Origin of the sequence: Peribacillus sp. FSL E2-0159, assembly GCF_038643155.1 — a bacterium.
Classification (GTDB): domain Bacteria; phylum Bacillota; class Bacilli; order Bacillales; family DSM-1321; genus Peribacillus; species Peribacillus simplex.
This window is the reverse complement of record NZ_CP152053.1, coordinates 4,921,330-4,945,248: the sequence shown is the minus strand read 5'-3', so window position 1 is coordinate 4,945,248 and position 23,919 is coordinate 4,921,330. Positions and strand designations below refer to the sequence as shown.

The 23,919-nt window shown below is 36.4% G+C and carries 24 protein-coding genes and 1 pseudogene; 20 read left to right on the top strand and 5 right to left on the bottom strand.

Going from position 1 to position 23,919, the window contains the following annotated elements; translation table 11 throughout:
* The first annotated feature begins 86 nt into the window (after nt 1-86).
* The 7 genes from NYE63_RS24155 to NYE63_RS24125 all read left to right on the top strand — a co-directional run bounded on the left by NYE63_RS24155 (nt 87) and on the right by NYE63_RS24125 (nt 6,215).
* Complete coding sequence (locus tag NYE63_RS24155; protein ID WP_342603059.1) at nt 87-1,571, top strand: hypothetical protein; 1,485 nt, start codon at nt 87-89, stop codon at nt 1,569-1,571.
* A 184-nt stretch (nt 1,572-1,755) separates the two neighbouring features.
* The gene (locus NYE63_RS24150; RefSeq protein WP_342603058.1) at nt 1,756-2,133 is read left to right on the top strand and encodes an enoyl-CoA hydratase; all 378 of its coding nucleotides are present in this window, start codon (nt 1,756-1,758) and stop codon (nt 2,131-2,133) included.
* Between the two features lie 807 nt (nt 2,134-2,940).
* Complete coding sequence (locus NYE63_RS24145) at nt 2,941-3,504, top strand: hypothetical protein (protein WP_342603057.1); 564 nt, start codon at nt 2,941-2,943, stop codon at nt 3,502-3,504.
* Nucleotides 3,505-4,075: 571 nt separating this feature from the next.
* The gene (locus NYE63_RS24140; RefSeq protein ID WP_342603056.1) at nt 4,076-4,210 is read left to right on the top strand and encodes a hypothetical protein; all 135 of its coding nucleotides are present in this window, start codon (nt 4,076-4,078) and stop codon (nt 4,208-4,210) included.
* Nucleotides 4,211-4,489: 279 nt separating this feature from the next.
* Nucleotides 4,490-4,963, top strand: a complete 474-nt coding sequence (locus tag NYE63_RS24135) for a hypothetical protein (RefSeq protein WP_342603055.1) — start codon at nt 4,490-4,492, stop codon at nt 4,961-4,963.
* A 261-nt stretch (nt 4,964-5,224) separates the two neighbouring features.
* Nucleotides 5,225-5,905: a DNA alkylation repair protein gene (locus NYE63_RS24130; protein ID WP_342603054.1), complete on the top strand. Its 681-nt coding sequence runs from the start codon at nt 5,225-5,227 to the stop codon at nt 5,903-5,905.
* A gap of 40 nt (nt 5,906-5,945) precedes the next feature.
* Entirely contained in the window at nt 5,946-6,215 is a 270-nt protein-coding gene (locus NYE63_RS24125; protein ID WP_342603053.1) for a DinB family protein, read from the top strand.
* A gap of 385 nt (nt 6,216-6,600) precedes the next feature.
* Here NYE63_RS24125 and NYE63_RS24120 read toward each other — a convergent pair whose 3' ends face one another.
* A complete protein-coding gene (locus NYE63_RS24120; RefSeq protein WP_255264142.1) occupies nt 6,601-6,879 on the bottom strand; it encodes a hypothetical protein in 279 nt (92 codons plus the stop codon).
* Nucleotides 6,880-6,884: 5 nt separating this feature from the next.
* Complete coding sequence (locus tag NYE63_RS24115; protein ID WP_342602057.1) at nt 6,885-7,832, bottom strand: IS110 family transposase; 948 nt, start codon at nt 7,830-7,832, stop codon at nt 6,885-6,887.
* 359 nt (nt 7,833-8,191) lie between these two features.
* Between NYE63_RS24115 and NYE63_RS24110 the strand changes: the two genes are divergently transcribed.
* The 9 genes from NYE63_RS24110 to NYE63_RS24070 all read left to right on the top strand — a co-directional run bounded on the left by NYE63_RS24110 (nt 8,192) and on the right by NYE63_RS24070 (nt 17,107).
* The gene (locus NYE63_RS24110) at nt 8,192-8,452 is read left to right on the top strand and encodes a CPCC family cysteine-rich protein (RefSeq protein ID WP_342603052.1); all 261 of its coding nucleotides are present in this window, start codon (nt 8,192-8,194) and stop codon (nt 8,450-8,452) included.
* A gap of 251 nt (nt 8,453-8,703) precedes the next feature.
* Nucleotides 8,704-9,285: a DUF4256 domain-containing protein gene (locus tag NYE63_RS24105; RefSeq protein ID WP_342603051.1), complete on the top strand. Its 582-nt coding sequence runs from the start codon at nt 8,704-8,706 to the stop codon at nt 9,283-9,285.
* A 295-nt stretch (nt 9,286-9,580) separates the two neighbouring features.
* The gene (locus NYE63_RS24100; RefSeq protein WP_342603050.1) at nt 9,581-10,219 is read left to right on the top strand and encodes a glycosyltransferase; all 639 of its coding nucleotides are present in this window, start codon (nt 9,581-9,583) and stop codon (nt 10,217-10,219) included.
* A gap of 451 nt (nt 10,220-10,670) precedes the next feature.
* On the top strand, nt 10,671-11,111 hold the full coding sequence (locus tag NYE63_RS24095; RefSeq protein ID WP_342603049.1) for a hypothetical protein: 441 nt from the start codon (nt 10,671-10,673) through the stop codon (nt 11,109-11,111).
* Nucleotides 11,112-11,484: 373 nt separating this feature from the next.
* The gene (locus NYE63_RS24090; RefSeq protein ID WP_342603048.1) at nt 11,485-12,732 is read left to right on the top strand and encodes a cation:dicarboxylase symporter family transporter; all 1,248 of its coding nucleotides are present in this window, start codon (nt 11,485-11,487) and stop codon (nt 12,730-12,732) included.
* A 544-nt stretch (nt 12,733-13,276) separates the two neighbouring features.
* Nucleotides 13,277-13,678, top strand: coding sequence for a DUF6157 family protein (locus NYE63_RS24085; RefSeq protein ID WP_342603047.1), 402 nt, complete (start codon nt 13,277-13,279; stop codon nt 13,676-13,678).
* Nucleotides 13,679-13,879: 201 nt separating this feature from the next.
* Nucleotides 13,880-14,587 (top strand): DNA alkylation repair protein, encoded by a 708-nt coding sequence (locus tag NYE63_RS24080; RefSeq protein ID WP_342603046.1) that lies wholly within the window; start codon nt 13,880-13,882, stop codon nt 14,585-14,587.
* Nucleotides 14,588-15,249: 662 nt separating this feature from the next.
* On the top strand, nt 15,250-15,864 hold the full coding sequence (locus NYE63_RS24075; RefSeq protein ID WP_342603045.1) for an undecaprenyl-diphosphatase: 615 nt from the start codon (nt 15,250-15,252) through the stop codon (nt 15,862-15,864).
* Between the two features lie 862 nt (nt 15,865-16,726).
* A complete protein-coding gene (locus NYE63_RS24070; RefSeq protein ID WP_342603044.1) occupies nt 16,727-17,107 on the top strand; it encodes a helix-turn-helix domain-containing protein in 381 nt (126 codons plus the stop codon).
* Between the two features lie 34 nt (nt 17,108-17,141).
* Here the strand turns inward: NYE63_RS24070 and NYE63_RS24065 are convergent, their stop codons facing one another.
* On the bottom strand, nt 17,142-18,212 hold the full coding sequence (locus tag NYE63_RS24065) for an SDR family oxidoreductase (protein ID WP_342603043.1): 1,071 nt from the start codon (nt 18,210-18,212) through the stop codon (nt 17,142-17,144).
* 812 nt (nt 18,213-19,024) lie between these two features.
* On the opposite strand from NYE63_RS24065, the gene NYE63_RS24060 reads away from it, so the two are divergent.
* Both NYE63_RS24060 and NYE63_RS24055 read left to right on the top strand, forming a co-directional pair.
* Nucleotides 19,025-19,234 (top strand): hypothetical protein, encoded by a 210-nt coding sequence (locus NYE63_RS24060; protein WP_342603042.1) that lies wholly within the window; start codon nt 19,025-19,027, stop codon nt 19,232-19,234.
* Between the two features lie 681 nt (nt 19,235-19,915).
* The gene (locus tag NYE63_RS24055) at nt 19,916-20,713 is read left to right on the top strand and encodes a fumarylacetoacetate hydrolase family protein (RefSeq protein WP_342603041.1); all 798 of its coding nucleotides are present in this window, start codon (nt 19,916-19,918) and stop codon (nt 20,711-20,713) included.
* Between the two features lie 208 nt (nt 20,714-20,921).
* Here NYE63_RS24055 and NYE63_RS24050 read toward each other — a convergent pair.
* Nucleotides 20,922-21,156, bottom strand: a pseudogene (locus NYE63_RS24050) (hypothetical protein); the annotation flags it as partial.
* Between the two features lie 117 nt (nt 21,157-21,273).
* The gene (locus NYE63_RS24045; protein ID WP_342603040.1) at nt 21,274-22,269 is read right to left on the bottom strand and encodes a zinc-dependent alcohol dehydrogenase family protein; all 996 of its coding nucleotides are present in this window, start codon (nt 22,267-22,269) and stop codon (nt 21,274-21,276) included.
* 263 nt (nt 22,270-22,532) lie between these two features.
* On the opposite strand from NYE63_RS24045, the gene NYE63_RS24040 reads away from it, so the two are divergent.
* Both NYE63_RS24040 and NYE63_RS24035 read left to right on the top strand, forming a co-directional pair.
* Nucleotides 22,533-22,901: a winged helix-turn-helix transcriptional regulator gene (locus tag NYE63_RS24040; RefSeq protein ID WP_342603039.1), complete on the top strand. Its 369-nt coding sequence runs from the start codon at nt 22,533-22,535 to the stop codon at nt 22,899-22,901.
* 336 nt (nt 22,902-23,237) lie between these two features.
* Nucleotides 23,238-23,864 carry a DUF3885 domain-containing protein gene (locus NYE63_RS24035; protein WP_342603038.1) on the top strand — a complete coding sequence of 209 codons (627 nt, stop codon included), beginning with the start codon at nt 23,238-23,240 and terminating at the stop codon, nt 23,862-23,864.
* Nucleotides 23,865-23,919: the final 55 nt, after the last annotated feature.

Below are 23,919 nucleotides of genomic sequence, written 5' to 3'. Positions count from 1 at the left end.
TATTTTTCTCTCTGATAAAAGTACAAGGTTTTTTCCTTGTGCTTTTTCCATGTGAAGGCTCATTAATAAGAAAATGGTGATTGAGTATGGAAAGGAAAAATCAACCGGTTACACGAACTAAAATATTTAATATAGGTATTACTCTTATTAGCATATTTTCGATAATGTATCTATTTTGGACTCAATTAACTCATGTCAATTCCTTTGCTTCTACATGGGATCAGGTGGATTATGCGCTTGCATTAGATCGATATGATTTGATGGCTATGCAACCGCATTTCCCAGGGTACCCTTATTTTATTTTAGGCGGATATTTTATTCATCAATTTGTCGATAATAAGGTGTCTTCACTGACTATTTTTAATATTTTGTTTTACTTTAGTGCTTTGTTTCCAATGTATAAATTGGCTAGGCATTATGTTTCAAGATCATATAGTTTAGGGATTATTTCAATAGTATACTCCTCGACCTATGTTATGGTGATAGTTAATCAACCAATATCAGAAGGCGCCGCCCTAGCTGCCTTATGGTGGTATTTTTGGAGTATTCATTGGGCGATGAAAGATCAGGGCGTAGGTATAAATAGTTTGCCTCCATTGTTTCTTAGTATATTGTTAGGAATTCGATTATCCTATCTGCCATTTGCAATCGGTTTGCTTTTCCTATTTTATAAGAAATGGAAGAAAAAATATTACACGAATAAACAAATAGTTGGTTATTCTTTATTGGCGATAATGTGCCAGTTAATTTGGGTAGCTTCTCTTGTTTTTTCTGAAGGAAGTGTGAGAGGTTTCGTTAAACTTTCTTTGGCTTTTACCAGCGGTCATTTTAACGATTGGGGTAACACGGCTATTTCAAGTGATTTATCCTTTCTAGAAAGGGTAAAAACATTAGTACTTGATAATGTAATATGGACGGGTATTTCCTCTCAAACGATTTTATTAGCCGTTTTGTACGGTTTACTTGTTAGTTTGTTTATATATCAATTGAAAGGGAGTACTCTAAACAAAGATTTCACTCAGCAATTAGCATGTATCATGGGCATTTGTTATTTGACCTGGGCTATTGTTGCACAAAATATTGATAAACCTAGACATATTCTTCCTTTAGTCATACTTTTTATTTTCGTTCTATTGACCAATTTATTAAAAAAGATAAGGAACTCTGTAATATTTATTCTTTGTTGTCTACTATTAATTTCACAAACATATCATTCATCTAGGTTGATTAAACAACAAGCGAACGAGTCACCAGCCACAATTCAACTAGCTAACTATTTACAGTCTCTAGATCAATCGGCCATTGTTTATGCCTGGGAAGAGACGAGGGTTTTTCAGTACATGAATATTACAACTCCCTATAAAAAGGTACAAACTTATCAAGTTTTTCTACATGATAAATCCTATTACCAGAACAGAAAGGTTTTAATAACGGATAAGGCAGTAGAAGGGTTTAAAGCACAAGGTATAAACCTCACTGGTAAGATTAAAAAAATAAAAGAGTTTCATTCTAATTCTATTTATGATCCGGTATATAACGATATTGTGCTGTATGAGTGGAAAAACGAATAAGACGTTTCAGCATTTTGACTCTACTGCTTGTGTGAAAAAATGACCTCTTTCTTTATGGAACTAACGGGGCAGTTTAGTGGAAGAAGGTTTTTTTTATTACTTTGTGGAATATATTACCTTGAAAAGTCTGGTGTTGATGTAATATTCAAATTTGTAATTAACCAGACATTGGGAGGAGTTTAAAATGTCATTAAAAGCAGGAGACATAATTACGTTTGAACGAACTTTTACAGTAAGGGATGTTGAATTATTTACTGAGATTTCAGGGGATGAAGGGATACATCATATAACCCCAGATGAACAAGGAAGACTTGTCATTCAAGGGTTACTAACGGCAACTCTGCCAACAAAAATAGCTGGAGATAATAACGTACTGGCTCGTAGTACGAGTTTTGAGTTTTTAAGACCTGTTTTTACAGGAGATACCATAGTTTGTATAGTTAAAATTGAGAAATACGAAAGGCAAGAAAATAATAGAACAGCGTTTATTGCATCCTTTTTATGTAAAAATCAGAATGAAAAAGAAGTATTGAAAGGAGATGTATCAGGCGTAATTCTTTAAACCTTATTATAATACCGGGAGCAATATCGAAATCTATGGGACAGCATTCCTGTAATAACTAAACAGAGTTAATATATGTAAAACCAGATAGATTGAGAATAAATATACTTAAGCTAACGGGTGCGTAGTTGATTAAGGAAGACAAAAGATCAGCGTTTTTATAAAAGAATCATCCAATTTAATAGTAGTATAAGGGCATGTTTTGATAATCTTTTTTCTAAACTTGCCCTTTCTATTTATTTATTTATCAAAGTTTTTTGTTTAGGTACTCTGAATAATCATAGTGCTTTTCTAGTTCAAATAGATTAAGATGGATTAGTTAATCTTTACTATATGAGAGAAAATAGGGAAAATTTTTATGAGGAATTGGGAAGCTCACATTCAAGATTTTAGAGAAAGTGGATTATCAAAAGCTGCTTGGTGTCAAAAACAGAACCTGCCGGTTCAATGGCTATATTATTGGCTCAAGAAATTATCACCTCAAGCTGATTGTCCAACAAGTACCTTCTATTACATCTAAGCAACGGTATTTTTTATGTGCTTCTGGATTAAATTCTTCAATCCGGTTTAACATGTTTGGAATGTTAATTATATATTGGGGTGCAATTGCGTCTTTTTCTAAGAACTCATGAATATGGAGCATTGTGTTTGTGTTGAAGTTTACTAAAGAAAAAAGCGCATTGCCTAAGATGGATATTGTAAATACCCGTTCTATTCGAAAAGTCATAGACCCACTGAAAAAGATTTGGTATTCTACAAATGTACATATAAATTCATAAGAACTTACGAGTTGGGGGAGAAATTAAGATGAAAAAACTAGCAAAGGCATTAACTGTAGGAGTATTAGCTCTAGGATTACTGGCAGGAGTTGGAGCAAATAAAGGAGAAGCTGCAACAGTAACAAAGCCGATCGGTTCAACTTTCTATAAGAGTGCCTTAGTAGGTACTACCTATAAGGTTCAAGATTATAAAGGTAATACAATTAATGCAAAAACAACTAAAGCTGTAACGTTAACTCCATATGCAACAAATAAAAACTTTTCATATGCTACAGTAACATTTGTAGATTATGATAAAGTAGGAACAAAGTGGGTCAAGTATACAAAAACAGCCAAAGGATATTTCTTTACTCCCATTAAAAATGGTATAACTTACAATGAATATACGAATGTAAAAAAAGGAATGACTTATAATCAAATGGTATCTATCACAGGTGAATATATGAAATTAGATTCAACATATACCTCTGGCGGTATTACCGAAAAAGATTATACCTGGAGCCGTTTCAGTGACACTACTGACATATTTGTTGATATGGCTTTTGAAAACAACAAGTTAACATACAAAAGTTATTATGTAAGTGAATATTAATAACAAAAAAGCCCCTATCGTGTGAGAAGGGCTTTTTTTTTATTATTCCAAGTATCAGAATTGTTTATCAAATGTCCGGTGGTCTGTCCTATGTCGTCCAACATCAATCTAGAAAAAACAAAGCAAAAAACGGCTCTCAAAATAAGGGTAAAACATCTAACATATGATAAGAAAATCGCTCGAACCGAGATGACATTTGAGGATATGAAACTTGCTCCTTAAGCACCTAAAGAAACCATTGAAGATGTGCAAGCCAAATTTGAAAATAATTAACGAGATCATGAGATGTTAGAAGAAGAATTTTAGTTGATGGATCCGATAGCAATATCGCAACCCAATTGAATACTACTACTTAGCAGAAGCTAAATCAATTACGAGTGAAGAAGATGCTAACGATATACCAAAAGTTTTAGTACAAGACTTCAACAACCTCTTAGAACTATCCTACATAATTCAAGAAGAACAAGGCAAAGTTTTAGATGGAGTTACCCTACCGAAAGGGACAGATAAATGGGAAGCTCCTAGTTATTGGAATCCACCGACAGACAGACAGAAACAAGCTATATCATACATGAAGTACGTGTTTAACGACCTTGATATTGTCGCAAATGGTATAAAAGGAAAAGAACTGACTGGATACACATACCATGCTGATGGCAAGAAAGTAGAAGAACTTGAAAAATTCATAAACAATAAAGATTCTTGATGTGGTACTCAAATGATTGAATCGTTCGGGAGTTCAAAATCAGTTCCAAAGCTTTCACATATTATTCTTATATATATGATTTAAAGCTATACAGAGTCCATACAGGGCTCTTTTTTATTTTCTCTTAATATCCTATATGAACCTTTATGACTATAGGTGCGTAAGTTGAGATCCGTGGCTGCCATTTGACCTTTTTGCTTAATGAACTAAAGGGGCAGGTTAGTTTAATAAGGATTATAATCTGGCTGTAGGAATAGAACCTATAAGGTGGTTAATAAAATGGAAACAAATGCTTTATTTTACAAGATTCAAAAGAGAACTATTTGGACTGAGGATTATGTAAATTGGTCGCATAACTTGTTAAAAACCGGTGTGTCATCACCATCCGTAAATATTATTTCTTCATTTCCATTTGACGAAAATATTTTCGAAGTGGAAGTTTATTTTAAAAGAGCTTTGAATGAATTGGTAATAGAGAAACCAACCCTTGAGATATGTGCTAGAGCCTATATAGGTCATTTAGCAAATGAAATTATTAAAGAAAATAACCATTCATTGACCTTTGATTTTGCTTATATGATTTATCGGATTGTTGCTTCGGATTTAGATTATCCAAATGATTTGATGGAGTGGTATGAGATAAGTGAAATGATTGATGAACTACGAAATGGTGAAATACCTTTAGAGTTTAATGAGAACGATGTAATATCAAGGATTAAAAATGAGGCAGGTAAATATCTTATTATGGATTAGTATTTCTTCTTCAACTAACGGGTGCGTTTCTTTAAAAAGGAATGCTCTTTTCGTATCCAATTAAAAGGAAGTAAATGTTATTATTATATTAAAGATGGTTGCTCTTCTATTATAGGTGGAGAAAGCTTTAATACGATATATACTCCAATATTAACTTTGGAGGCACACCACTGCAATAAGACTTATAACGAAATTAAGTTCTTGATATATCCCGTCAAGGACATATTATGAAACAGTGCTTTAATAAAGGAGTTGTATAAAATGAATGAAAATAATGGTACAGAAATAAAACGCTTTTCAAAAGCAGAAAACATTCTACCTCAGATCAATAGTAAAACTAAGCTAGGCGACTTACGAAAAATCGCGAAGGACATTAAAAAAGATCACGAACTAGCTATGGAACTTTGGTCAACCGAAGAGTTTTTGCCCAGACTATTAGCAATCTTAATTATGGACAAAAAACTTCTTTCACAAGAGGTGCTAAATAAGCTTGATAAGGATATGCAGACTCACACTTTTGATGAGCGAAATAACTTAATGGATTGGTTAATGGCTAATCAGCTCACCAAAGACAAGAAGAAAATTGCATTGATGGAGTCATGGGAAAATAGTCCTTCTGCTCTGCAAAGGCGAGCTTTCTGGTATTATCAAGGGCGATTGAGATGGACTGGACAAACACCGCCTGATAACACCGCATACTTGCTATCTGCATTAGAAGCTAATATTACGCAGGAAGAACCGGAAGTTCAATGGGCTATGAATTTCACCGCAGGCTGGATAGGCGTTTATGATGAAAAGAATCGTGCACGTTGTATTAAACTTGGTGAGAAAACGGGTCTTTACAAAGATGAAATAGTAGCAAAAGGATGTACTCCCAGCTATTTACCGGAGTTCATTACAATTGAAGTTAACAAACGACATAATAATTTCCACACTTCCTAGTCGTTTGAGTACGCTAACTGTATCCCTTGATGAATTATAATTGTCAAAAACATATAGGGAAAATAGCTGGAATGTACGTCAGCTTATTCATCATATTGTCGATAGCCATCTAAATGGTTATATGCGAATGAAATTAGCTTTGACGAAAGAAAATCCAGTGGTTAAAACGTATGAAGAAAGTGAATGGGCAAAGCTAACAGATTATGATCTGCCTGTTAAAGTTTCTTTGCAGCTATTGGAAAGTCTTCATGAACGCTGGACATATTTACTTAACAGCTCCCCAATTACAGCTTACATATCAATATCCTGATGGTAGTAAAATGCGAATTGAACAAAGTATCGCACTTTACGCATGGCATGGTAACCACCATTTTGCACATATGCAACTAGCTTTAAATAATTAATATTAGAGTACATTTTTGGAATATCAAAGTGCATGGTAATTCAAGAGGGATATCCAATTATACAAGTTAATAGAAGCTGATTGATATTCAATTATCGGGCGCGATTGTGGAAAAAGCTCCTCTTCCTCTTCTTCTTCTTCAACTAACGGGTGCGTTAGCTCAAGATCGGAGCTGTCTTTAAGGCAGCTTTTTTGTATGAAAACATATTCGTGAAAGGCCATACTAAAATAAGCCCACCATATTCTAATTTTTTTGATGGACGTAAATGTACTATGTCGTTATTTTAACTGGTTATGCAGTTTGTTGTTCAGATGGAGCGATTGTATAGCCTTTCTTTTTTAGGTATTCGATCATTTTTAATTCTTTGTTCATTTGTTTTTCTTCAAGGTAATTTGAGCCTAGTTCTTGATAGGGTTCCCCTGTTTTTAAGATGTTGTAAGCAATCGTTAATAGTAAATGAGCAGAAGCGATTCGTCCCTTCATTTTTCCCTGCCGTTTGGTAATCCTTTTTCGATGTGAAGCAATTCGATTATTTTGCCTTGATGTCGCTAGTACACACTCTACAGCCATCGTTTTTAAAGCTTTGTTACCTTGTGTGGTTTTACTCGTTTTTTTTTACCAGCACTTTCGTAATTTCCGGGACTCACACCAGCCCAAGAGGCAAGGTGTTTAGCTGACTTAAATACGGACATATCAACGCCCATCTCTGCAATAAAAGTAGCTGCGGCAGCTTTGTTCACACCAGGTATTCCATCCAATAATTCTACTTCTTTACGATAGGGGGACAGGAGTTGATCGATTTGTTTTTCCAATTCTTCTATGGCTTTTTCTAAATAACTCATATGCTCCCAATGGTAACGCAACATATCACGATGATGACGGCGAATACGACCATTAATTGCACTGGCAATGTCAGTAATACTTGCTTTTGTTCGCCAATCCACCATTTTTCGAAGACCATCGGTCTCTATTTTTTCACCGTTTAGAATCGCTTCAAGGATACGGCGTCCCGATACACCAAAAATGTCTGATAGTACGGATGTTAGCTTGATATTAGCATCTTGAAGAATTTTGTGAATGCGATTCTGCTCTGAGGTGCGATGATGAATCAATTTTTTTCGATAACGAGTAAGATCTCGTAAATCACGAATATCCTCCGGTGGAACAAAATTGCTTTCAATAAGTCCGCATCTTAGAAGCTTGGCAAGCCATTCGGCATCTTTCACATCAGTTTTACGCCCTGGAACATTTTTGACATGTCTGGCATTGGCAAGAACAAGGTGAAAAGAATCTTCGAGTATATTCCATATTGGTTTCCAGTAGACTCCAGTACTTTCCATCACAACATCGGATACCCGAAGGGTAGTTAACCAATCACTTAAAGCCAAGAGTCCTGTTGTTGTAGTTGAAAAAGTTTCAATAGAGGTATTTGGCTTTTTATCTAATGGACCAAATAATACACAGGCTACTACTGTTTCTTGGTGTACATCTAGGCCAGCACACCGTTCAATCATTGCTTCCATAGGAGAATCACCTCAATAAAAGATTAACAATACATATGACAGGAGATTTGTTACAAAAATTTTTGTATACGTACTAGCAGTACACTAAATGGTTCTTCAATACTGTCACAACCAGTTTCTTATACAGGGTATCTTCCATAAGATCCACCAAAAAAAGTTCAGCCTGGGTGTATTGTTATCATCCATTATCGTCAAGGGGTTAATGGGTTAGACTCTATTTTTGAGTTTAGATTTTCGTAGTAGATGGTGGCGGCGAGGAGCGCCGCCATAGGAGTTTCTTATGGAACTAAAGGGGCAGGTTAGTTGAAGAATTATGTTTAATTAAAAAAAAGAAAAACAAACAATTAAGAGGTGATTGTATGAAATATACTTGTCCTTGCTGTGGATATAAAACATTAGATGAAGAACCTCCAGGAACGTTTGATATTTGTGATATCTGCTTTTGGGAAGATGATGGTTACCAATATGAATATCCTGATGAGGATGGAGCAAATTATGTTTCCTTTAGAGAAGCACAACAAAACTTTATAAAGTTTGGGGCGAAAGGTGAAAGAAGTTTGCAGTATGTAAGAAAGCCAAATAAGTCCGATATAAAGGCCCCAAATTGGAAACCATTATAGTGAGGGTACATATAGTAATTGAATATTTTATTCATCAACTAACAGGTACGTTGCTTCCAAGGTGACAGCTTTGCTAAATTTATCAGACTGTTTATTTACCTCCTTAATGAACTAAAGGGGCAGTTTAGTTAAAGATGAAAAACATAATCAGCACTAATATCGTGTTTCTTCCAAATAGTTTAAGAAAACGATTTATTTTAACACAAAAATTTATATATACTTAAACCATTAACAATAAGGAGGAAACTAACATGACAAATAGTAATAAGGTCAGCAAGAAAAAGGAGTTGTCACTTGAACAACGTGAAGAATTACTCAGAGCATTGAAAGCCCGTTTTGAGAAAAACTTGAACCGCCATAAAGGTCTTGAATGGGCTAAAGTCGAAGCAAAGCTGGAAGCTAATACTGAAAAACTGTGGTCGCTCAATGAAATGCAAAGAACTTGCGGTGAACCGGATGTTGTTGGTTATGACAAACAGAAGGACGAATACATTTTTTATGATTGTTCAGCGGAGAGTCCTAAAGGTCGAAGAAGTGTTTGTTACGACCGTGAAGCGCTGGAGTCAAGAAAAAAACATAAACCAGAAAATAACGCTATTGATATGGCAACTGCCATGGGCATTGAACTATTAACGGAAGAACAGTATCGAGCGATGCAGAAATTTGAAAATTTCGATTTGAAAACGTCGAGCTGGGTGCAAACACCATCTGATATTAGAGAACTCGGCGGTGCCCTTTTTTGCGATTGTCGCTACGGACACGTGTTCGTGTATCACAACGGTGCGGACTCTTACTATGCTGCCAGAGGGTTCCGTGGCTCGCTAAGGGTCTAATTTTTCACAAATAGCTAAATTTAAGTTTGAGAACGGAACACTTGGGGAAGGCTTTGATTTCATTCTTCCACTATCGGTTGCTTTACTTCAATAAGAGAGTTGCTTTGGCAGCTCTTTTTCTTATGGAACTAACGGGTCGGATAGTTCCATAAGGAATAACCTAGTTTTTTGCTCCTTCATTTAAAAGCCACTTATTTACAGATCAACAGGATAAGTAGAACCATTATTATGAATATTAAAATTCCATATTATCAATAATAAAAAGGTGTTTTTAACTTTGGAAGGAGATGGTTATATGAAAAAATTATTATTGATGGGATTTATTTTTTTATTTCCTCTAAACATGGTGGCTGGAACAACCAGTGCATACGCTAAACCGCAGGTACAACGTATTAGCCAATCTGAAGTAAAGTTCGAAAATGAATTCAGGAGACTTTGGATTGATCACGTATTGTGGACAAGTAATTATATTACAAGTGCAACAACAGCTGGAGCGGAGGATCAAAAACAAGTACTGGCTAGGCTTCTGAAGAATCAGGAGGATATTGGTAATGCTGTAAAGCCAGTATACGGAGAGAAAGCCGGGAACAAGCTTACGGATCTGCTTAAGGAGCATATTGTTATTGCGGGAAAGATTGTAGATGCGGCTAAAAGCGGAAATAATGCCTTGGTGCAACAGCTAAACAAAGAATGGTATAGAAATGCTGATGAAATAGCAGCTTTTCTTAGCAGTGCCAACCCCTATTTGAAAAATGAAGATCTAAAAAATTTGCTGTATATGCATCTGAAATTAGTGACAAATGATTTAACTGCAAGCTTAGCAAAAGATTGGAACGCAAGGATCGTTTCAATTGACGATGGGGTCACACATATTATTCTAATGGCAGACACTATCTCTGCGGGAGTTGTAAAGCAGTTTCCGGATAAGTTTTAAAAAATAATCTTAAGAATCCTCCAGCATTCTGTTGGAGATTCTTTCATTATGAGGGCATTTGCTTATGTTTATACAACTGGTTTATACAAATACCGCCCGATGGTTGCGTAACTGCATTATTGCACTAACTACATGCGTGTTAGTCAATAAAAATGTAAACAACCTAGGCATTTAGCAAGTTTATGAAAGGATGTTCTTAAACAAAAAGGTGCGTGAGCTTAAGATTGGAGCTGTCTTTAGGCAGCTTTGTTGAATAAGGAAAATGGTCATTCGTGATGAAATTATTCTTTTTGTAGTACTTAATGGGAGTAAAATTCAACAAAGAAATTCGTTTGAATTATAGGTGAAATATAGTAGTGTGATTGATGAATTTGACGTAACCAAAAGGTGTTTGAAACTAAGAAGCTTTGGTTATTTTTAACTATTTTAATAGTCAGTTTATTCTGATATTATGGAAGGGATAAAGATTGGAGGAGGAAATAACATAAAAAGCTTATTTTCAATCTTAAGTACCTTTGTGTTGGTTCTGGCAGGTGGAATGTTATTATGTACTTCTTCTGCACAAGCAAGTGTTCCTCAGTATTCTTTTCAAACAGAAGATGGAAAATGGGATGGTGAAATTGGTAATCCTAACAATGGCAGTGACTTAGAGGTAGAACTAGTTTCCCCAATCTATTTAAAGACCTCTTCTGGAAGTAAGTTATTGACTAATTATAGTAACGTATGGTCTCGTCTCTGCAATGCTAGTACTGGAAAGTGCACAGGCTATCATAGCTTAGCAGGTGGAAAGACATTATTCACAGATATGAGAATGGGTAAATTTTATGTTGATGTGAAAGATGGATATTCTTCTGGCAAAGTATATGGAAAACTACAAATTATTTTCAAATAACTAGTATTACTTGCTACTCATTCTTAATGGGTAGCTTTTTATATGAAAGGTTTCTAATATAAATTAAAGCTAAATATTTTTGTATAATTTACTAAAATTGATTACCACTGCCCTTTTTTATGTTGGAAGTGCATTTATTACTCGAACGGGATTAATAATTTATTCTTATACCTTTATAGTAATTCAGTATTTTACTGAATCACAAATAGATGATACAGTATTTTCTATATTTACAAATTTATTTACATTGGGGGTTAGCTATGAAATATGCAGAAACAATTTTTTAAAGCTATTTCTTCTTTCTCATTAAATAGTCAAAAGAAGATTTATTGTGTGATGATGCTATTAATCTTTCGTTCAGGGAGGACAACCTATGAAAAAGTTTTTTGCTTTTCAAGTGTTAATTGCATTGGTTATTGGAGCACTTATCGGACATTTTTTTCCTGAACTTGGCCAATCTTTAAGACCAATTGGCGACGCTTTTATTCATCTCATTAAAATGATTGTTGTGCCTATTGTTTTCACTACTATTGTCATTGGGTCATCAGGCGACGGAAACATGAAAAAAATGGGTTCATTAGGACTTAAAACAATTATATGGTTTGAGTTTATTACCACTCTGATTCTAGGTATTGGTCTTTTACTTGTTAACATTTTAAAGCCTGGTGCTGGGCTTAATTTGTCCCATCTTGCCCAGAAAGATATAACACAATTAAATGAAAGCGTTACTAAAGTTGTCGATTTTAAAACGATGCTTGTTAACATCATTCCAAGCAACATTGTTGATGCGATGGCAAAAAGTGATTTATTAGCTGTTATATTCTTCGCAATTTTATTTGGTGCAGCTGCTGGAGCAATTGGGAAAAAGTCAGAGCCGGCAATGAAGTTTATGGAATCAGTTGCAAATATCATGTTTAAACTGACACAAATGGTCATGGTAACCGCACCGATTGGTGTACTATCTCTAATGGCAGCCTCTGTAGGTCAATATGGTATCGCCCTTTTAATCCCTATGGCAAAGTTGATTGGGGTTGTGTATCTTGGGCTTGCTATTGTTATTTTCGTTCTGTTTCCAATAATTTCTTGGTTTTTGAAGATTTCTTATTTTAAAGTGTTTCGAATGGTATGGGATTTGTTCCTTATCGCTTTTTCTACAACAAGTACGGAAACCATTCTGCCTCAGTTAATGGATCGAATGGAGGCATACGGTTGTTCGAAACGTGTTGTTTCATTCGTTATTCCTTCTGGGCTATCACTGAATTGTGATGGTTCGACTTTGTACCTTTCTGTTTGCTCCATTTTCTTGGCACAAGCATATGGCATCCCGATGGATTTTGGCCAACAGTTGGTTGTAATGGGTGTTCTTGTTGCAACATCAAAAGGAATTGCTGCTGTTCCATCCGGTTCGTTGGTTGTCCTTTTAGCCACAGCCTCAGCAGTAGGGCTTCCTGCAGAAGGCGTTGCAATTATAGCAGGCATTGACCGTGTGCTGGATATGGCACGTACTGCTTGTAATACTCCTGGACATGTTCTCGCTTGTATTGTGGTTTCCAAGTGGGAAAAAGAGTTCCGTCAGGAAGAATGGAAAGCTCAAACCGAACAGTCAAGCATTCAGGCATAGTATTAAGATAAAAGGAGCACACATGTTTTTGTTGTTCTCCGTCAAATGTTGAGGTGATGGTCTTCGGATCTCACCCTTTTTCATGTGAATCCTCATCTTTTTAAACTTTTGGGCTATTAAAACCTTTTACGGTGCAGGTGATAAAATAAGAGAATCGATGATATGAGTAACTAATTTTTCTGTTTTAGCACCTGTTGTTGATTTTACTGGAAATCATATTTTCTTAATAACGATTTCAGTATTTATAGTTTCTTTCATGCTAGCTTTACTGGAAAAAAGGGTTTTGGGGAAAAGCTGCGTTCGGTACATTAATAGCAATAGTTGTTATATTGAAATTGTTCCATGGTTTGATGACAATTTTATGGAATGAACCATAAATCTTTTTTCTTGCTGTAACTTAACGAACTAAAACAAGTAAATTCAGTGAAGTGAAGAATGCTGTGGCAGCCTTTTTCTTTTGGCACTAACGGGGCAGGATACTGGAAGATGATGATGGTATAATATGGTATGAGATAATCACACTGCTTAATAAGGAGGTTGTTATATGAGTTATAAGAACACACTTATTACCATTTCAGAGGATTCAAAAGTTACTTCAGCAAAGGTACCTGTCATCAAAAACGAAAAACCCACAATTGCTTATATAGAGCATGATTTAATTAATAATAACCCATATAAATTTACCCAAGACGACGTACAATTCAAAACATACTTGATCAAGAATCAAATAGAAGAGAAAAATGTAGCTGAACTTCGAGAACAGTTTTTTTCAAAACCCAAGGCTTGCTTCAGAGCTTCTCCTTTGGTAAAGAATCATGGTTGGGGAATTCATTATAATAATCAAGGGAAAGTTGCCATATATGATGCTAAGAGTGAAATGTACAACCAATTGCTTAATCAAGTTGACATTACAAAACTTAAAGGTATGCGTTCCAAAAGAAAATAAATTCAAACGGGGCAGGTTAGTTGAACAAGAACAAAGGGGAAATCCCATGATTCTAAGCGTTGTTAAGTGGATTCCTGCGTATCACTCATGTGCTTAAACGGTAGTTTTACTGACAAGTGGTAGTTTGTTATAGGATAATGGTGATATATTTGATGGGCAAAATATTAGGGGAAAACTTCAAAAAGAAGGAAGTGCTAAAAGATGAATTTAGAAATGGTTATGCAGGAGCTTGAAGCCCTTGGCAAGGAACGAACTAAAAAAATATACATATCCAATGGTGCGCATGAGCCGCTTTTTGGCGTGGCTACAGGCGCTATGAAACCAATTGCAAAGAAAATAAAAATAGATCAACGTTTAGCTGAAGAGCTTTATTCCACGGGGAACTACGATGCAATGTACTTTGCAGGCATTATTGCAGACCCAAAAGCCATGACTGAGTCGGATTATGATCGTTGGATTGATGCTGCGTATTTTTATATGCTGTCCGATTTTGTAGTGGCTGTAACTTTATCAGAGTCAGATATTGCACAAGAAGTTGCTGATAAATGGATCGCAAGCGGTGAAGAACTGAGAATGTCAGCGGGCTGGAGCTGCTACTGCTGGCTTTTAGGGAATCGGCTAGATGTTGAATTTTCAGAAAGCAAGATTTCCAATATGCTTGAAATTGTGAAAAATACGATTCACGATTCGCCAGAACGAACGAAATCCGCTATGAATAATTTTCTATACACCGTGGGGATTTCATATGTGCCACTCCATGAAATGGCAGCCGAGACCGCAAAGGCAATAGGAACAGTAGAAGTCAAACGGGACAAGAAAAAAAGCAGTTTTCTAAATGCTTACGAAAGTATTCAAAAAGAAGTCGATAAAGGAAAGCTTGGTTTTAAACGCAAACATGTAAGATGTTAAAAAATTAACCTCGCAAAATTGAAGTGTAATCTATGGAAAAGAATCCATTTCGATTAATCTTTTTTCAAAATGGATTCTTTGTATTTTCGCTAATATGGGGGTTCAGGAGGAAATTTTGATCAATCTTGATTCCAAAAATACACTAGATCTTAATTAGTTCTATATTTTGATAAATCGACTTACTGATCATTTATTAGTTCCTATATATTCAACTTTTAGGGGATTTTCCACCTGTTAATTATCCTCATGATTCATTGCATCTTTCAAAGCCTCATGCCTTTACGCATTCCTGGTTTCTTAGAAAAGAGAGTATGAGTTACAGTACCATATTCTCATATTTTCTTCATCATATTTCTTATTCACCAGAAATGCACTTCGTTCAATCAAAATGCTGAGTTAATAAAGAATCTGGCTGACCTGGAACTTTATCCTGAAATCCACGCATAAGAGCTTCTCCATCAGACAAAGGGGCAGGAACAATTTTTTTATCCCCAAGATAACCATATTTGTATTTGAGGATTGGAATACATTTATTATGTAAGTTGATGATGGACTTTGTGTCTGAAAGATGTAAAATATAGGTTTAATTGAAGTTCATCTTATTTACATAATGGAGCTTAATAAAGGTTAAAGTGATAATAGAATCAGGAGGGAATTTTTCAATGGTTTTGTCCGAAATGAATAGTAAATTGTTTAGAATGATTAATAATCTAGGTAAACAATACACCGATTTAAATCCTTTCTTTGTATTCATCGCTGAATACATGATTTTTTTCTTAGTATTGGCAGCCCTGATGTTTTTGTTTTCTCGAAGAAATAAAAATAGAATCATGGTAATCTGTGCATTTATTACATTAGTTGTCTCGGAAATATTGGCGAAAATAGCAGCGCAATTCCACTCGAATTATCAACCATTTGCTGAGTTGCCCAACGTTAATAAGTTAGTTGAAAAAGCAGTCAATAATTCCTTCCCAAGCGACCATACGATCATATTTTTTTCATTTTGTATAACCTTCTGGTTGTTCAAAAGAGGTTGGGGGTTTTTATGGGGAATTTTAGCTGTCCTTGTAGGTATTTCGCGAATTTGGGTAGGTGTCCATTATCCAGCAGATGTTATTGTCGGAGCCATCATCAGTATCGTTTCAGCCACGATCGTTTACAAAATTGTTCTTAAGTTAAGTCTGACTAAGAAATTTTTGGGAAATCAAGAGGAAGGCGAACAATCCATCCTATCTGCCCTATCCAAACAAAAGAAAGGTAAGTCAAAGGACTTTTAAAAAAGAGTTACTTAATATACTGCCAAATTAGCAGACCAAATCGATCATTGCTTGACTTGCACTTGTTGTTTTAAGTCTTGTTTCAAGAACCGAACGGAAAGAAACAAGAAGCAGATGTGCAGGAAAGAAAATATCAAAAGAAAAACATAGTTTAACAAAGGGTTGCTGCGGCAGCCTTTTCTTATGGCACTAACGGGGCAGGATATTTGATGAAGGTATTTATTGTTCAGATAAAGAATAGTATTCGGTAAAGGTTGATTTTTTAGGATTAAACAAACTTAATATCAGGAGGGAAAATGGTTGATAATAGGTATGAGAAACAACATCTGAAAAAACTCAGGATTTTTATTTATATCACGATAGCATTAATTTTTTCAATGATATTTATATTTATTAGCATTTTTCTTTTTTATTTTTCTATGTCAAGCATTTTAGATGTTGTGTATATCCCACCTAAACTAGCGATTTTTGCATTCTTGATTTCTATTGTATTTTCTGTTTTAGCTATAAAAAATCTCTTTGGTAAGATATTGTTAGTAATAAACCTATTAATAATGTTTTTAATGATTTTTTATGGATCATAAATAGATACAAGAAGACTAACTTAGGGTGTAATAGTCAGGCTGTGGTTAGACAGCCTTTTCTCATGGCCGCTGATGGGGCAGGTAGCTGAAGAGTGCTGCTTGATCTTTGTTCAAGGGACATATTCTTGAATAAGAGAATATACAATTAATGTGGGCTGGATAGCGCAATATTTTGCTTGCAGTTATAATGTTCAAAGTCGGACTTCATTGTCTCCAAATCATCAATGTTTACCAGTGACCTGTGTCAAAATAGTAGGAGAAGGGAGACAAGGTGGGTAATGAAGAATCCTGATAAGATTTACAACACTGCGGTAGAGGCAACTTTAGAGGTGATTGGAGGAAAGTGGAAACCTGTGATTCTCTTTCATCTAACATTTGGCAAGAAACGTAACAATGAATTGAAAAGCTTGATACCTGAAATTACTCAAAAAATGTTAACGCAGCAACTTCGGGAGCTAAAAGAGGAAGGTGTCGTCTTACGAATTTCTTACAATCAGGTTCCACCAAAAGTCGAGTATGAGTTGACAGATTACGGCTGGAGTCTAAAGGAGATCCTGCATCTGATGTGTAGGTGGGGGGATTCGCATATAGAGAGAAAGTACAGAGGAAGGGCTGTCGTTTTAGCCAAACCACAGCTTGAAGACGTACATAACAAATAAGAAGCCGGCCCAATATACAAGGCCGGCTCTTCGTTTATGGGATGACTTTGCGTTTGCGGAAGTCGTCGAAGATGTTCATAAACATCGCTTCGGTATCGACGTATTCGTGAAAACCAAAGCGACGGGCCTTAGTTCCGTCAGCGAAGAAATCATAATCCCAAGAGAACACGAAATCACCGAATCCCCAGGAGGATACGTCTTTATAGGAATGACCAGCAAGCCCATGATTCTCGACCATTTTGTTCCAAAGCGGCTCCTTATCCGCCATGACAACGTCCAGTGACATCTGCAGCGGAGGCGCCGTCTCCAAGCCGAAGTAGTGAGCGATCTTGGGCCATAATTCATTCCAACGGAACAGATCGCCGTTCGTAATGTTGAATGCCTGATTGGCACAGCGCTCTTCAGTCGCCGCCCATACTGTTGCCTTCGCGAGAAGCCCTGCATCTGTCATCTCCAAGAGGCTGTCGTAAGCACCAGGCTTGCCTGGAAACCGCAGCGGAAGTCCAAGCTCCTTCGAAATTGAGGCGTAGATCGCAATAACCATGGCGAGGTTCATCGGATTTCCAAGTGAGAAGCCGCAGACTACAGAAGGCCGGAGCGCCGACCAAGTCCAAGCCTTACCAATTTGCCTTTGTTCTAAGAAATCTTGCTGATCAACATTGAACTCCGGTGGCATATGGTTAGCGTCTGTCTCACGAGCAGGCGTCTTGAATGGGCCGAGATGTGCACCGTATACCTTGTATCCCTGCATCAAGCTGACATGTTTTAAGCCCGAGGCGATTGGTTCGATTGCTTCTACGGTGTTCACTAGCATGGCGAGGTTAGGAGGAACAAGTTCGGCCCAAGTTGGACGGTCCTGATAGGCGGCATAGAAGATGTGTGTTACCTCAGTTAAACTGCTTAGCTTCTCGCGGGTGTCGTCTATATTTAGTAAATCCGCAGCCACATACCGGACACGACCGACAGATTCTCCACCTCGACGCGATACGCCGATCACATCCCAATCAGGGAGTGTAATGAGGTGATCTATGAGGTTACGACCGATGACACCATTTGCGCCTACGACCAAGGCGACTTTGCGTGGAGGTTGAGATTCATTATTCATAGAGTGTTGCAGCTCCTTCTATACTGTGATTTGTTCACTGTTATTTTGCATCAAGGAACAACACTTGAGAAGTACGTACTTTGAAGTGTCATAAGCACTTTTTTGTAATCTAGCAGTGCTTTTAAGACATATAACGGTGTTATAACATATAAACCTCAAAAAAAAATATTATAGGAATTGTTTAAGAATGTAATGATTATCCAACCCCGTTTTTTATTTAACCTCCCCTAAACACGAACCTTAATTTATTTTTCAAAATAGATTGGAATACTGAAAAAGCTCGTTCCTACGAGGGAGAAAAGGATTTACCAATGTTCCGGGTAAATCTTCAACAATCCGGAGATTGCTTATTTTATTTAGAAGGTGTAAACAAAAGGGCTATTATAATATTGTATAAATATTGAGGTAAACTATTACAAAAAATGTGGGTGATTGAATTGGGTGAAAACATGACGCCTCTTATATTCTGGGCAGCAGCTATAATAGGTGGAACATTTGTATCAGCATGGTATTTAAAGAAGAAATAATAAAGGCAGTAAATTTGTTCAGATGACTTTGCAAGGCTGCTATCCATTAAATAAATCATCCTTGCAAACATTCTCAACTAACAGGTGTGTTAGCTGAAGATCGTAGCTGTCTTTTAGGCAGCTTTTTCTTATGGAACTAAAGCGCAAGTTAGTTTAATAAGATGCCCTCCATTGTTTAATTGAGTGCCGGCTCATGTTATAATGAATAACTTACGATAATTACTATTTTTGAACGGATGCCAAGAAAAGCCTCCGCATAACGATAAAATATGGAGGTGTAAGAGAATGAATAAACAATGGACGATTGGTAAAATTAAAGAATTTGTTGAGAACAATTCGGAAAGTAAGTTGTTAACGACGGAATATCACGGTTTTTCTCAAAAGTTACTATTTAAATGTACATGTGGCAGCAATTTTGAAAAAACATTTAAGAAATTTAAAAATAATAACCAACGTAAATGTGAAGTGTGCCAACCGCCAAAAGCGGCACGATAACGTATAGAGAATAAATGAAGTGCTGATTTCTATTAAAGAGAAGTTGGCACTATTTTTATTATTGGGGAATAAAAGAAATAATGGGTGCCTTAGCTGAGTAATTGTGCTGTCTTAAGGCAGCTTTTTCTTTATGCAACTAAAGGCGCAGGAAAGTTTGAGAGGAATGTTACAAAAAAAGATGGTGAGTGGAAAGCTTTTTCTAATAATAGTTTTAAAGATAACGGGATTACCTAATAGTGAGGTGCTGAGGTAGCCTTTTTCTTAGTGCACGAACGAGGCAGGTTAGCTGAATAAGGGACGAATTACCAGTACAAAAGTTTTGATATTTTGAGATAATCAATAAGCACCAAGTCTTTTATATTGGCTTGGTTTTGGGTGTATTAGTTAATTGTTTGCATGAAATAAAGTGAACAATTCATGGGGAATGTATTACTAGGACTACCAATCGGAATATTTATTGCAGCCTATATAAGGCAATACACAGATAAAAAATAAATTGTAGGTTCCATAAAATACATAGTTAAATAATTTAATCTTATTGAACTAAGGGTCGGTTTAGCTGAAGAGGGAGTTGCAGCGGTAGCTCATTTTTCACGTAAAAGAACAGGCATGTTATAGTATAGGTGAACCGGATTTTATATTATCTGAGGTAATCTTAATCATCAAAGGAGTTTATTCATAATGCATGTGCTACAAAAAACACAAAAAATAGTTCGCTATCAGAATCAACAGGGCAAAATACATTACGGTATTGTTGAGGATGAGATGATATTACAACTGTCTAGCAGTTTTGCTGAACTTGTCAACAAGGAAGTAAAGTTTGACGGGGTAGAGCTGAAATATAGTGACGTAAAAATTCTGGAACCTGTAAAACCTTCGAAAGTTGTTAATTTCGGCTGGACATATGCAGGTCATGCAAAGGAAACAGGGGGAGAGGCAAACCTTGTAGAACCATTTCTATTTTTAAAGCCATTATCTTCGCTTATTGCAGACAAGGAGAAAATTATCCTTCCTCCAAACGAGCTATCCAATCAAGTGGAGCTTGAAGGGGAAGTAGCACTGGTCATTGGAAAGCGCGGAAAAAACATCAAAGAAGAAGATGCGCTTGATTATGTATTTGGTTGCACGATATTTAATGACGTCACAGCAAGAGATCTTACAAAAAAAGATCCTCAGTTTACGCGGGGCAAAGGATTTGATACATTCGGACCTTTGGGGCCGTGCATCGTTACCGGGGTAGATCCCACTAATTTGCGGATTGTGACCACTTTAAACGGCCGCGTTGTCCAAGACGGAAATACCAATGAAATGTCTCTAAGCATTCCGTTTCTAATCAGCTGGCTTTCACAGGTGATGACACTTGAGCCCGGTGACATTTTGGCCACGGGTTCACCATCTGGCAGCTGCCCGATCAAGTCGGGGGATGAGGTCGTTGTTGAAGTCGAGAATATCGGCCGGTTGTGTAATGGTGTCCAGTAGGATTTGCCAGAATTCTTAATGTCGAAATATGAAAATAATCATAAATAGTAGCAAAGAAAAGAGCTGTCTTTAAGCAGCTCTTTTCTTTATGCATTGGGGCAGGTTAGTTGAAGAAGAAAGTGTTTCACATGAAAGAAAAATGTTGAAATAAAGAAAAAAACCGTTCAGTTTGAACGGAAACACATTTTAGGTGTGTTAGTAAATTAATTTAAATTCCGGTTTTTATACCAAAACCCACTAAAAATAAGCCAGTTAATCTTGGAAAACCTTCTGGAATTTTTTTAACCATTTTTTTGCGTAATCTATTAGATATACAAGAGTTAGAAACCATAATGCAGAGAGCAAAGGTTTAGTTGCATTTTATAAATGATTAACTTTCTACATTTAGCCCCCTATGGTGAAGCAAAGAGAATTGTTTCGCTAGAAAAGTTGGTGTATATGTTTTACGGTAATTAAAAATAGAAATAGACGGTACAGTTAGAATCCTATAGAGATTCTCCTGTACCGTCTATTTTTAAATGAATATAAAGTTGTTGAGGCATTCAAATGTTTATATGATATTACCAATTATTTTTCAAAACAATTTTTCCTATAGCCTCGCCTGACTCCATGTACTCATGGGCTTTTGAGACTTCATCAAACGTAAACATGTTTGAATCCAAAAGCGGACGCAGCTGATCTTCCTCAACCAACCTGGCAACCTTCTTCAAAATTTCTCCATAATGCTTATGCATGTCCTTGTTTAATATCTTCAACAACATAAAGGTTACATGTAAAGAAAGTCCCTTTGAATGCACTAGGGAGAGGTCATGAGTCGAACGGGCAGCAATGGCTGCTACCGTTCCATGTACCGCAGCCGCCTCAAAAGAGCGATCAAGATTTTCTCCCCCTACCGTGTCAAACACCACGTCAAATCCTTTTCCGTCTGTATATTTTTGTACATAGTCGTGAACGCTTTCTTCTCGATAATTAATAGTTACATCTGCACCAAGACGCGTGCCAATCTCCAGCTTCTCTTGCGAAGAGGCAGTTGTATAGACTGTCGCGCCTCCCCATTTGGCCAGTTGAATGGCAATGTGTCCTACACCGCCGGTTGCTGCATGGATCAGTATATCCTGTCCAGGGACAAGATTTGCCCGATTAAATAATGCTTCCCATGCGGTAATGGCCACTAAAGGTAAAGCTGCGGCTTCTTCCATCGTCAAATTTTTCGGTTTGTGAGCCAGTAAATCAACATCTGCTAGCATATACTCTGCAAGTGCACCACCAGTCCCTTTAAAACCACCCGCGCATCCAAACACTTCATCGCCAACTTTAAACTCAGTTACTCCTTCACCCACTGCAGATACCAAACCTGCAACATCCCCATGTAATACTGCTGGGAACTCGGGGGAAACGGCTGGAACTGCACCAGCACGGACTTTCGTATCAATAGGATTTACACTTGTAGCGCTGACTTGAATAAGTACATGTCCAGGTTTTAGTTCAGGTTTTGAAATCTCTTTGAATTGAAATACGGATGGTGCACCAAAAGATTGAATAATTTGTGATTTCACTTTAGTCACTCCTATTTATTTTATGGGAAAATGTCTCATCACCTATTCATGTTAAGGATGAAAACACCGGAGTCATTAATCCGATTTTTTTAATAACATCTTTAATGATGAACAGTATGAAAAGAGTGAATATTTAGTCTTTGCTTGCAAAATCAATGATACTTTATATATTATAAAATTAAAAGTACGCACATTTTTGTTGAATAGTATCAAATTTGTCATATAGTATACAATTTGATACTTAAAAAGATTGGGGTGTCAATATGAAGGACTTTAAAACGGAAAAGTGTCCTGATACCACTGCTTGTCCTGTTGCAGTTACAGTAGATGTGATAGGAGGCAAATGGAAAGGGATCATATTATATAACTTAATTTCCGGCCCTAAACGTTTTAACGAATTAGGGAGACTTATGCCCTATACCACAAAACGTATGATAACGCTACAACTTCGGGAATTGGAACGAGATGGTATTGTACATCGTGAAATATATCGGGAGATTCCTCCAAAAGTTGAATATTCCCTTACTGCTTTTGGGGAAACATTAAAACCTATTATTTACCTAATGCGAGATTGGGGAGATATGTACGAAAATGAGGTTTTAATGAAACGAACAATCTCAGAAAATAGGTAACTTCAAATGATGTTCCCGAACCAACTAAATCAAAACAATACCTTCAGCTCCTCAGGTATGATTTCTATCTAAATTTTATAACAAAGTTGATTGGAGAGGAAGGTGCGAGACTCCTGCGGGAAAAGCGCGTCGAAGGCGGACCGCCCGCGGAAAGCGAGTGCCTGGAAGGGAAATCAACGTCCAAATTGTACAAACCATAAAGAAACTATAGACAAACTCGATTTTCATCGAGTTTGTCTACAGTCTGGGAGTTGTTTTAGCAACTCTTTTTTTATGCAACTAAAGGGGCATGTTAACATGGAAAGGTATAATGAAGGAACTTAACGAGGTGCAAAAATGCTTTTAAACGATTTTATGAATGAGAATTTTCCGAACTTAGAACTTAGACCACCCTTGTTTTATAGTTGGAAAACTGGTATCCGGTTTGAATTAGGTGTGGACTATGATAGTGATTATACTTATGAAAATAGCCCATATTTACAAGGAGTATATAAAAGGGCTATCACTTTATTCAAGTCCTTGCATTCTCATAACGATGATATTTATATCGTAGTTGACGTAAACGATTATGCAGATGGTTTTAAACATAAATCAAATACTTTTTCACGGTATATTAAAGAGAAGTCGATCTTATACCGGTTAAACCAAAAGACAACCTTTCATGACGATGATGAAGAAGGAACCTATAAAACACATAGATTTACATTAAAATGTAAAGCGTCTGACTTCAAATACATTCATATGTTAAAAGCAATCTGCAATCAAGATATGGGAATAAGGCCAAGTATTTTTAATAGAGTCTATTTTATAAACATCAACAGGAAAACTATATTTCACGTTTATGATGACAGGGGTTGTGATTTATTGGCGACTTCGCCCGAAACAATAAGAGATGTTTATGATAAATACAACGATTGGATATTAGATTACGACAGAAATGAAATAGACGAGGTATTCAAATGAAGGATGTCCCCTTGTTAAAATAACAGGTGCATTAGCAAAGATCAGAGCTGCCTTT

Excerpts from the sequence above, each read along its gene's own strand:
- NYE63_RS24040 (WP_342603039.1), top strand. The coding sequence starts at position 22,533 with ATGAAGGACTTTAAAACGGAAAAGTGTCCTGATACCACTGCTTGTCCT.
- NYE63_RS24145 (WP_342603057.1), top strand. The coding sequence starts at position 2,941 with ATGAAAAAACTAGCAAAGGCATTAACTGTAGGAGTATTAGCTCTAGGA.
- NYE63_RS24080 (WP_342603046.1), top strand. The coding sequence starts at position 13,880 with ATGAATTTAGAAATGGTTATGCAGGAGCTTGAAGCCCTTGGCAAGGAA.
- NYE63_RS24105 (WP_342603051.1), top strand. The coding sequence starts at position 8,704 with ATGACAAATAGTAATAAGGTCAGCAAGAAAAAGGAGTTGTCACTTGAA.
- NYE63_RS24085 (WP_342603047.1), top strand. The coding sequence starts at position 13,277 with ATGAGTTATAAGAACACACTTATTACCATTTCAGAGGATTCAAAAGTT.
- NYE63_RS24065 (WP_342603043.1), bottom strand. The coding sequence starts at position 18,212 with ATGAATAATGAATCTCAACCTCCACGCAAAGTCGCCTTGGTCGTAGGC.
- NYE63_RS24055 (WP_342603041.1), top strand. The coding sequence starts at position 19,916 with ATGCATGTGCTACAAAAAACACAAAAAATAGTTCGCTATCAGAATCAA.
- NYE63_RS24095 (WP_342603049.1), top strand. The coding sequence starts at position 10,671 with ATGGAAGGGATAAAGATTGGAGGAGGAAATAACATAAAAAGCTTATTT.
- NYE63_RS24100 (WP_342603050.1), top strand. The coding sequence starts at position 9,581 with ATGAAAAAATTATTATTGATGGGATTTATTTTTTTATTTCCTCTAAAC.
- NYE63_RS24110 (WP_342603052.1), top strand. The coding sequence starts at position 8,192 with ATGAAATATACTTGTCCTTGCTGTGGATATAAAACATTAGATGAAGAA.
- NYE63_RS24070 (WP_342603044.1), top strand. The coding sequence starts at position 16,727 with ATGAAGAATCCTGATAAGATTTACAACACTGCGGTAGAGGCAACTTTA.
- NYE63_RS24060 (WP_342603042.1), top strand. The coding sequence starts at position 19,025 with ATGAATAAACAATGGACGATTGGTAAAATTAAAGAATTTGTTGAGAAC.
- NYE63_RS24075 (WP_342603045.1), top strand. The coding sequence starts at position 15,250 with ATGGTTTTGTCCGAAATGAATAGTAAATTGTTTAGAATGATTAATAAT.
- NYE63_RS24090 (WP_342603048.1), top strand. The coding sequence starts at position 11,485 with ATGAAAAAGTTTTTTGCTTTTCAAGTGTTAATTGCATTGGTTATTGGA.
- NYE63_RS24140 (WP_342603056.1), top strand. The coding sequence starts at position 4,076 with ATGAAGTACGTGTTTAACGACCTTGATATTGTCGCAAATGGTATAAAA.
- NYE63_RS24120 (WP_255264142.1), bottom strand. The coding sequence starts at position 6,879 with ATGGCTGTAGAGTGTGTACTAGCGACATCAAGGCAAAATAATCGAATT.
- NYE63_RS24150 (WP_342603058.1), top strand. The coding sequence starts at position 1,756 with ATGTCATTAAAAGCAGGAGACATAATTACGTTTGAACGAACTTTTACA.
- NYE63_RS24135 (WP_342603055.1), top strand. The coding sequence starts at position 4,490 with ATGGAAACAAATGCTTTATTTTACAAGATTCAAAAGAGAACTATTTGG.
- NYE63_RS24155 (WP_342603059.1), top strand. The coding sequence starts at position 87 with ATGGAAAGGAAAAATCAACCGGTTACACGAACTAAAATATTTAATATA.
- NYE63_RS24035 (WP_342603038.1), top strand. The coding sequence starts at position 23,238 with ATGCTTTTAAACGATTTTATGAATGAGAATTTTCCGAACTTAGAACTT.
- NYE63_RS24130 (WP_342603054.1), top strand. The coding sequence starts at position 5,225 with ATGAATGAAAATAATGGTACAGAAATAAAACGCTTTTCAAAAGCAGAA.
- NYE63_RS24115 (WP_342602057.1), bottom strand. The coding sequence starts at position 7,832 with ATGGAAGCAATGATTGAACGGTGTGCTGGCCTAGATGTACACCAAGAA.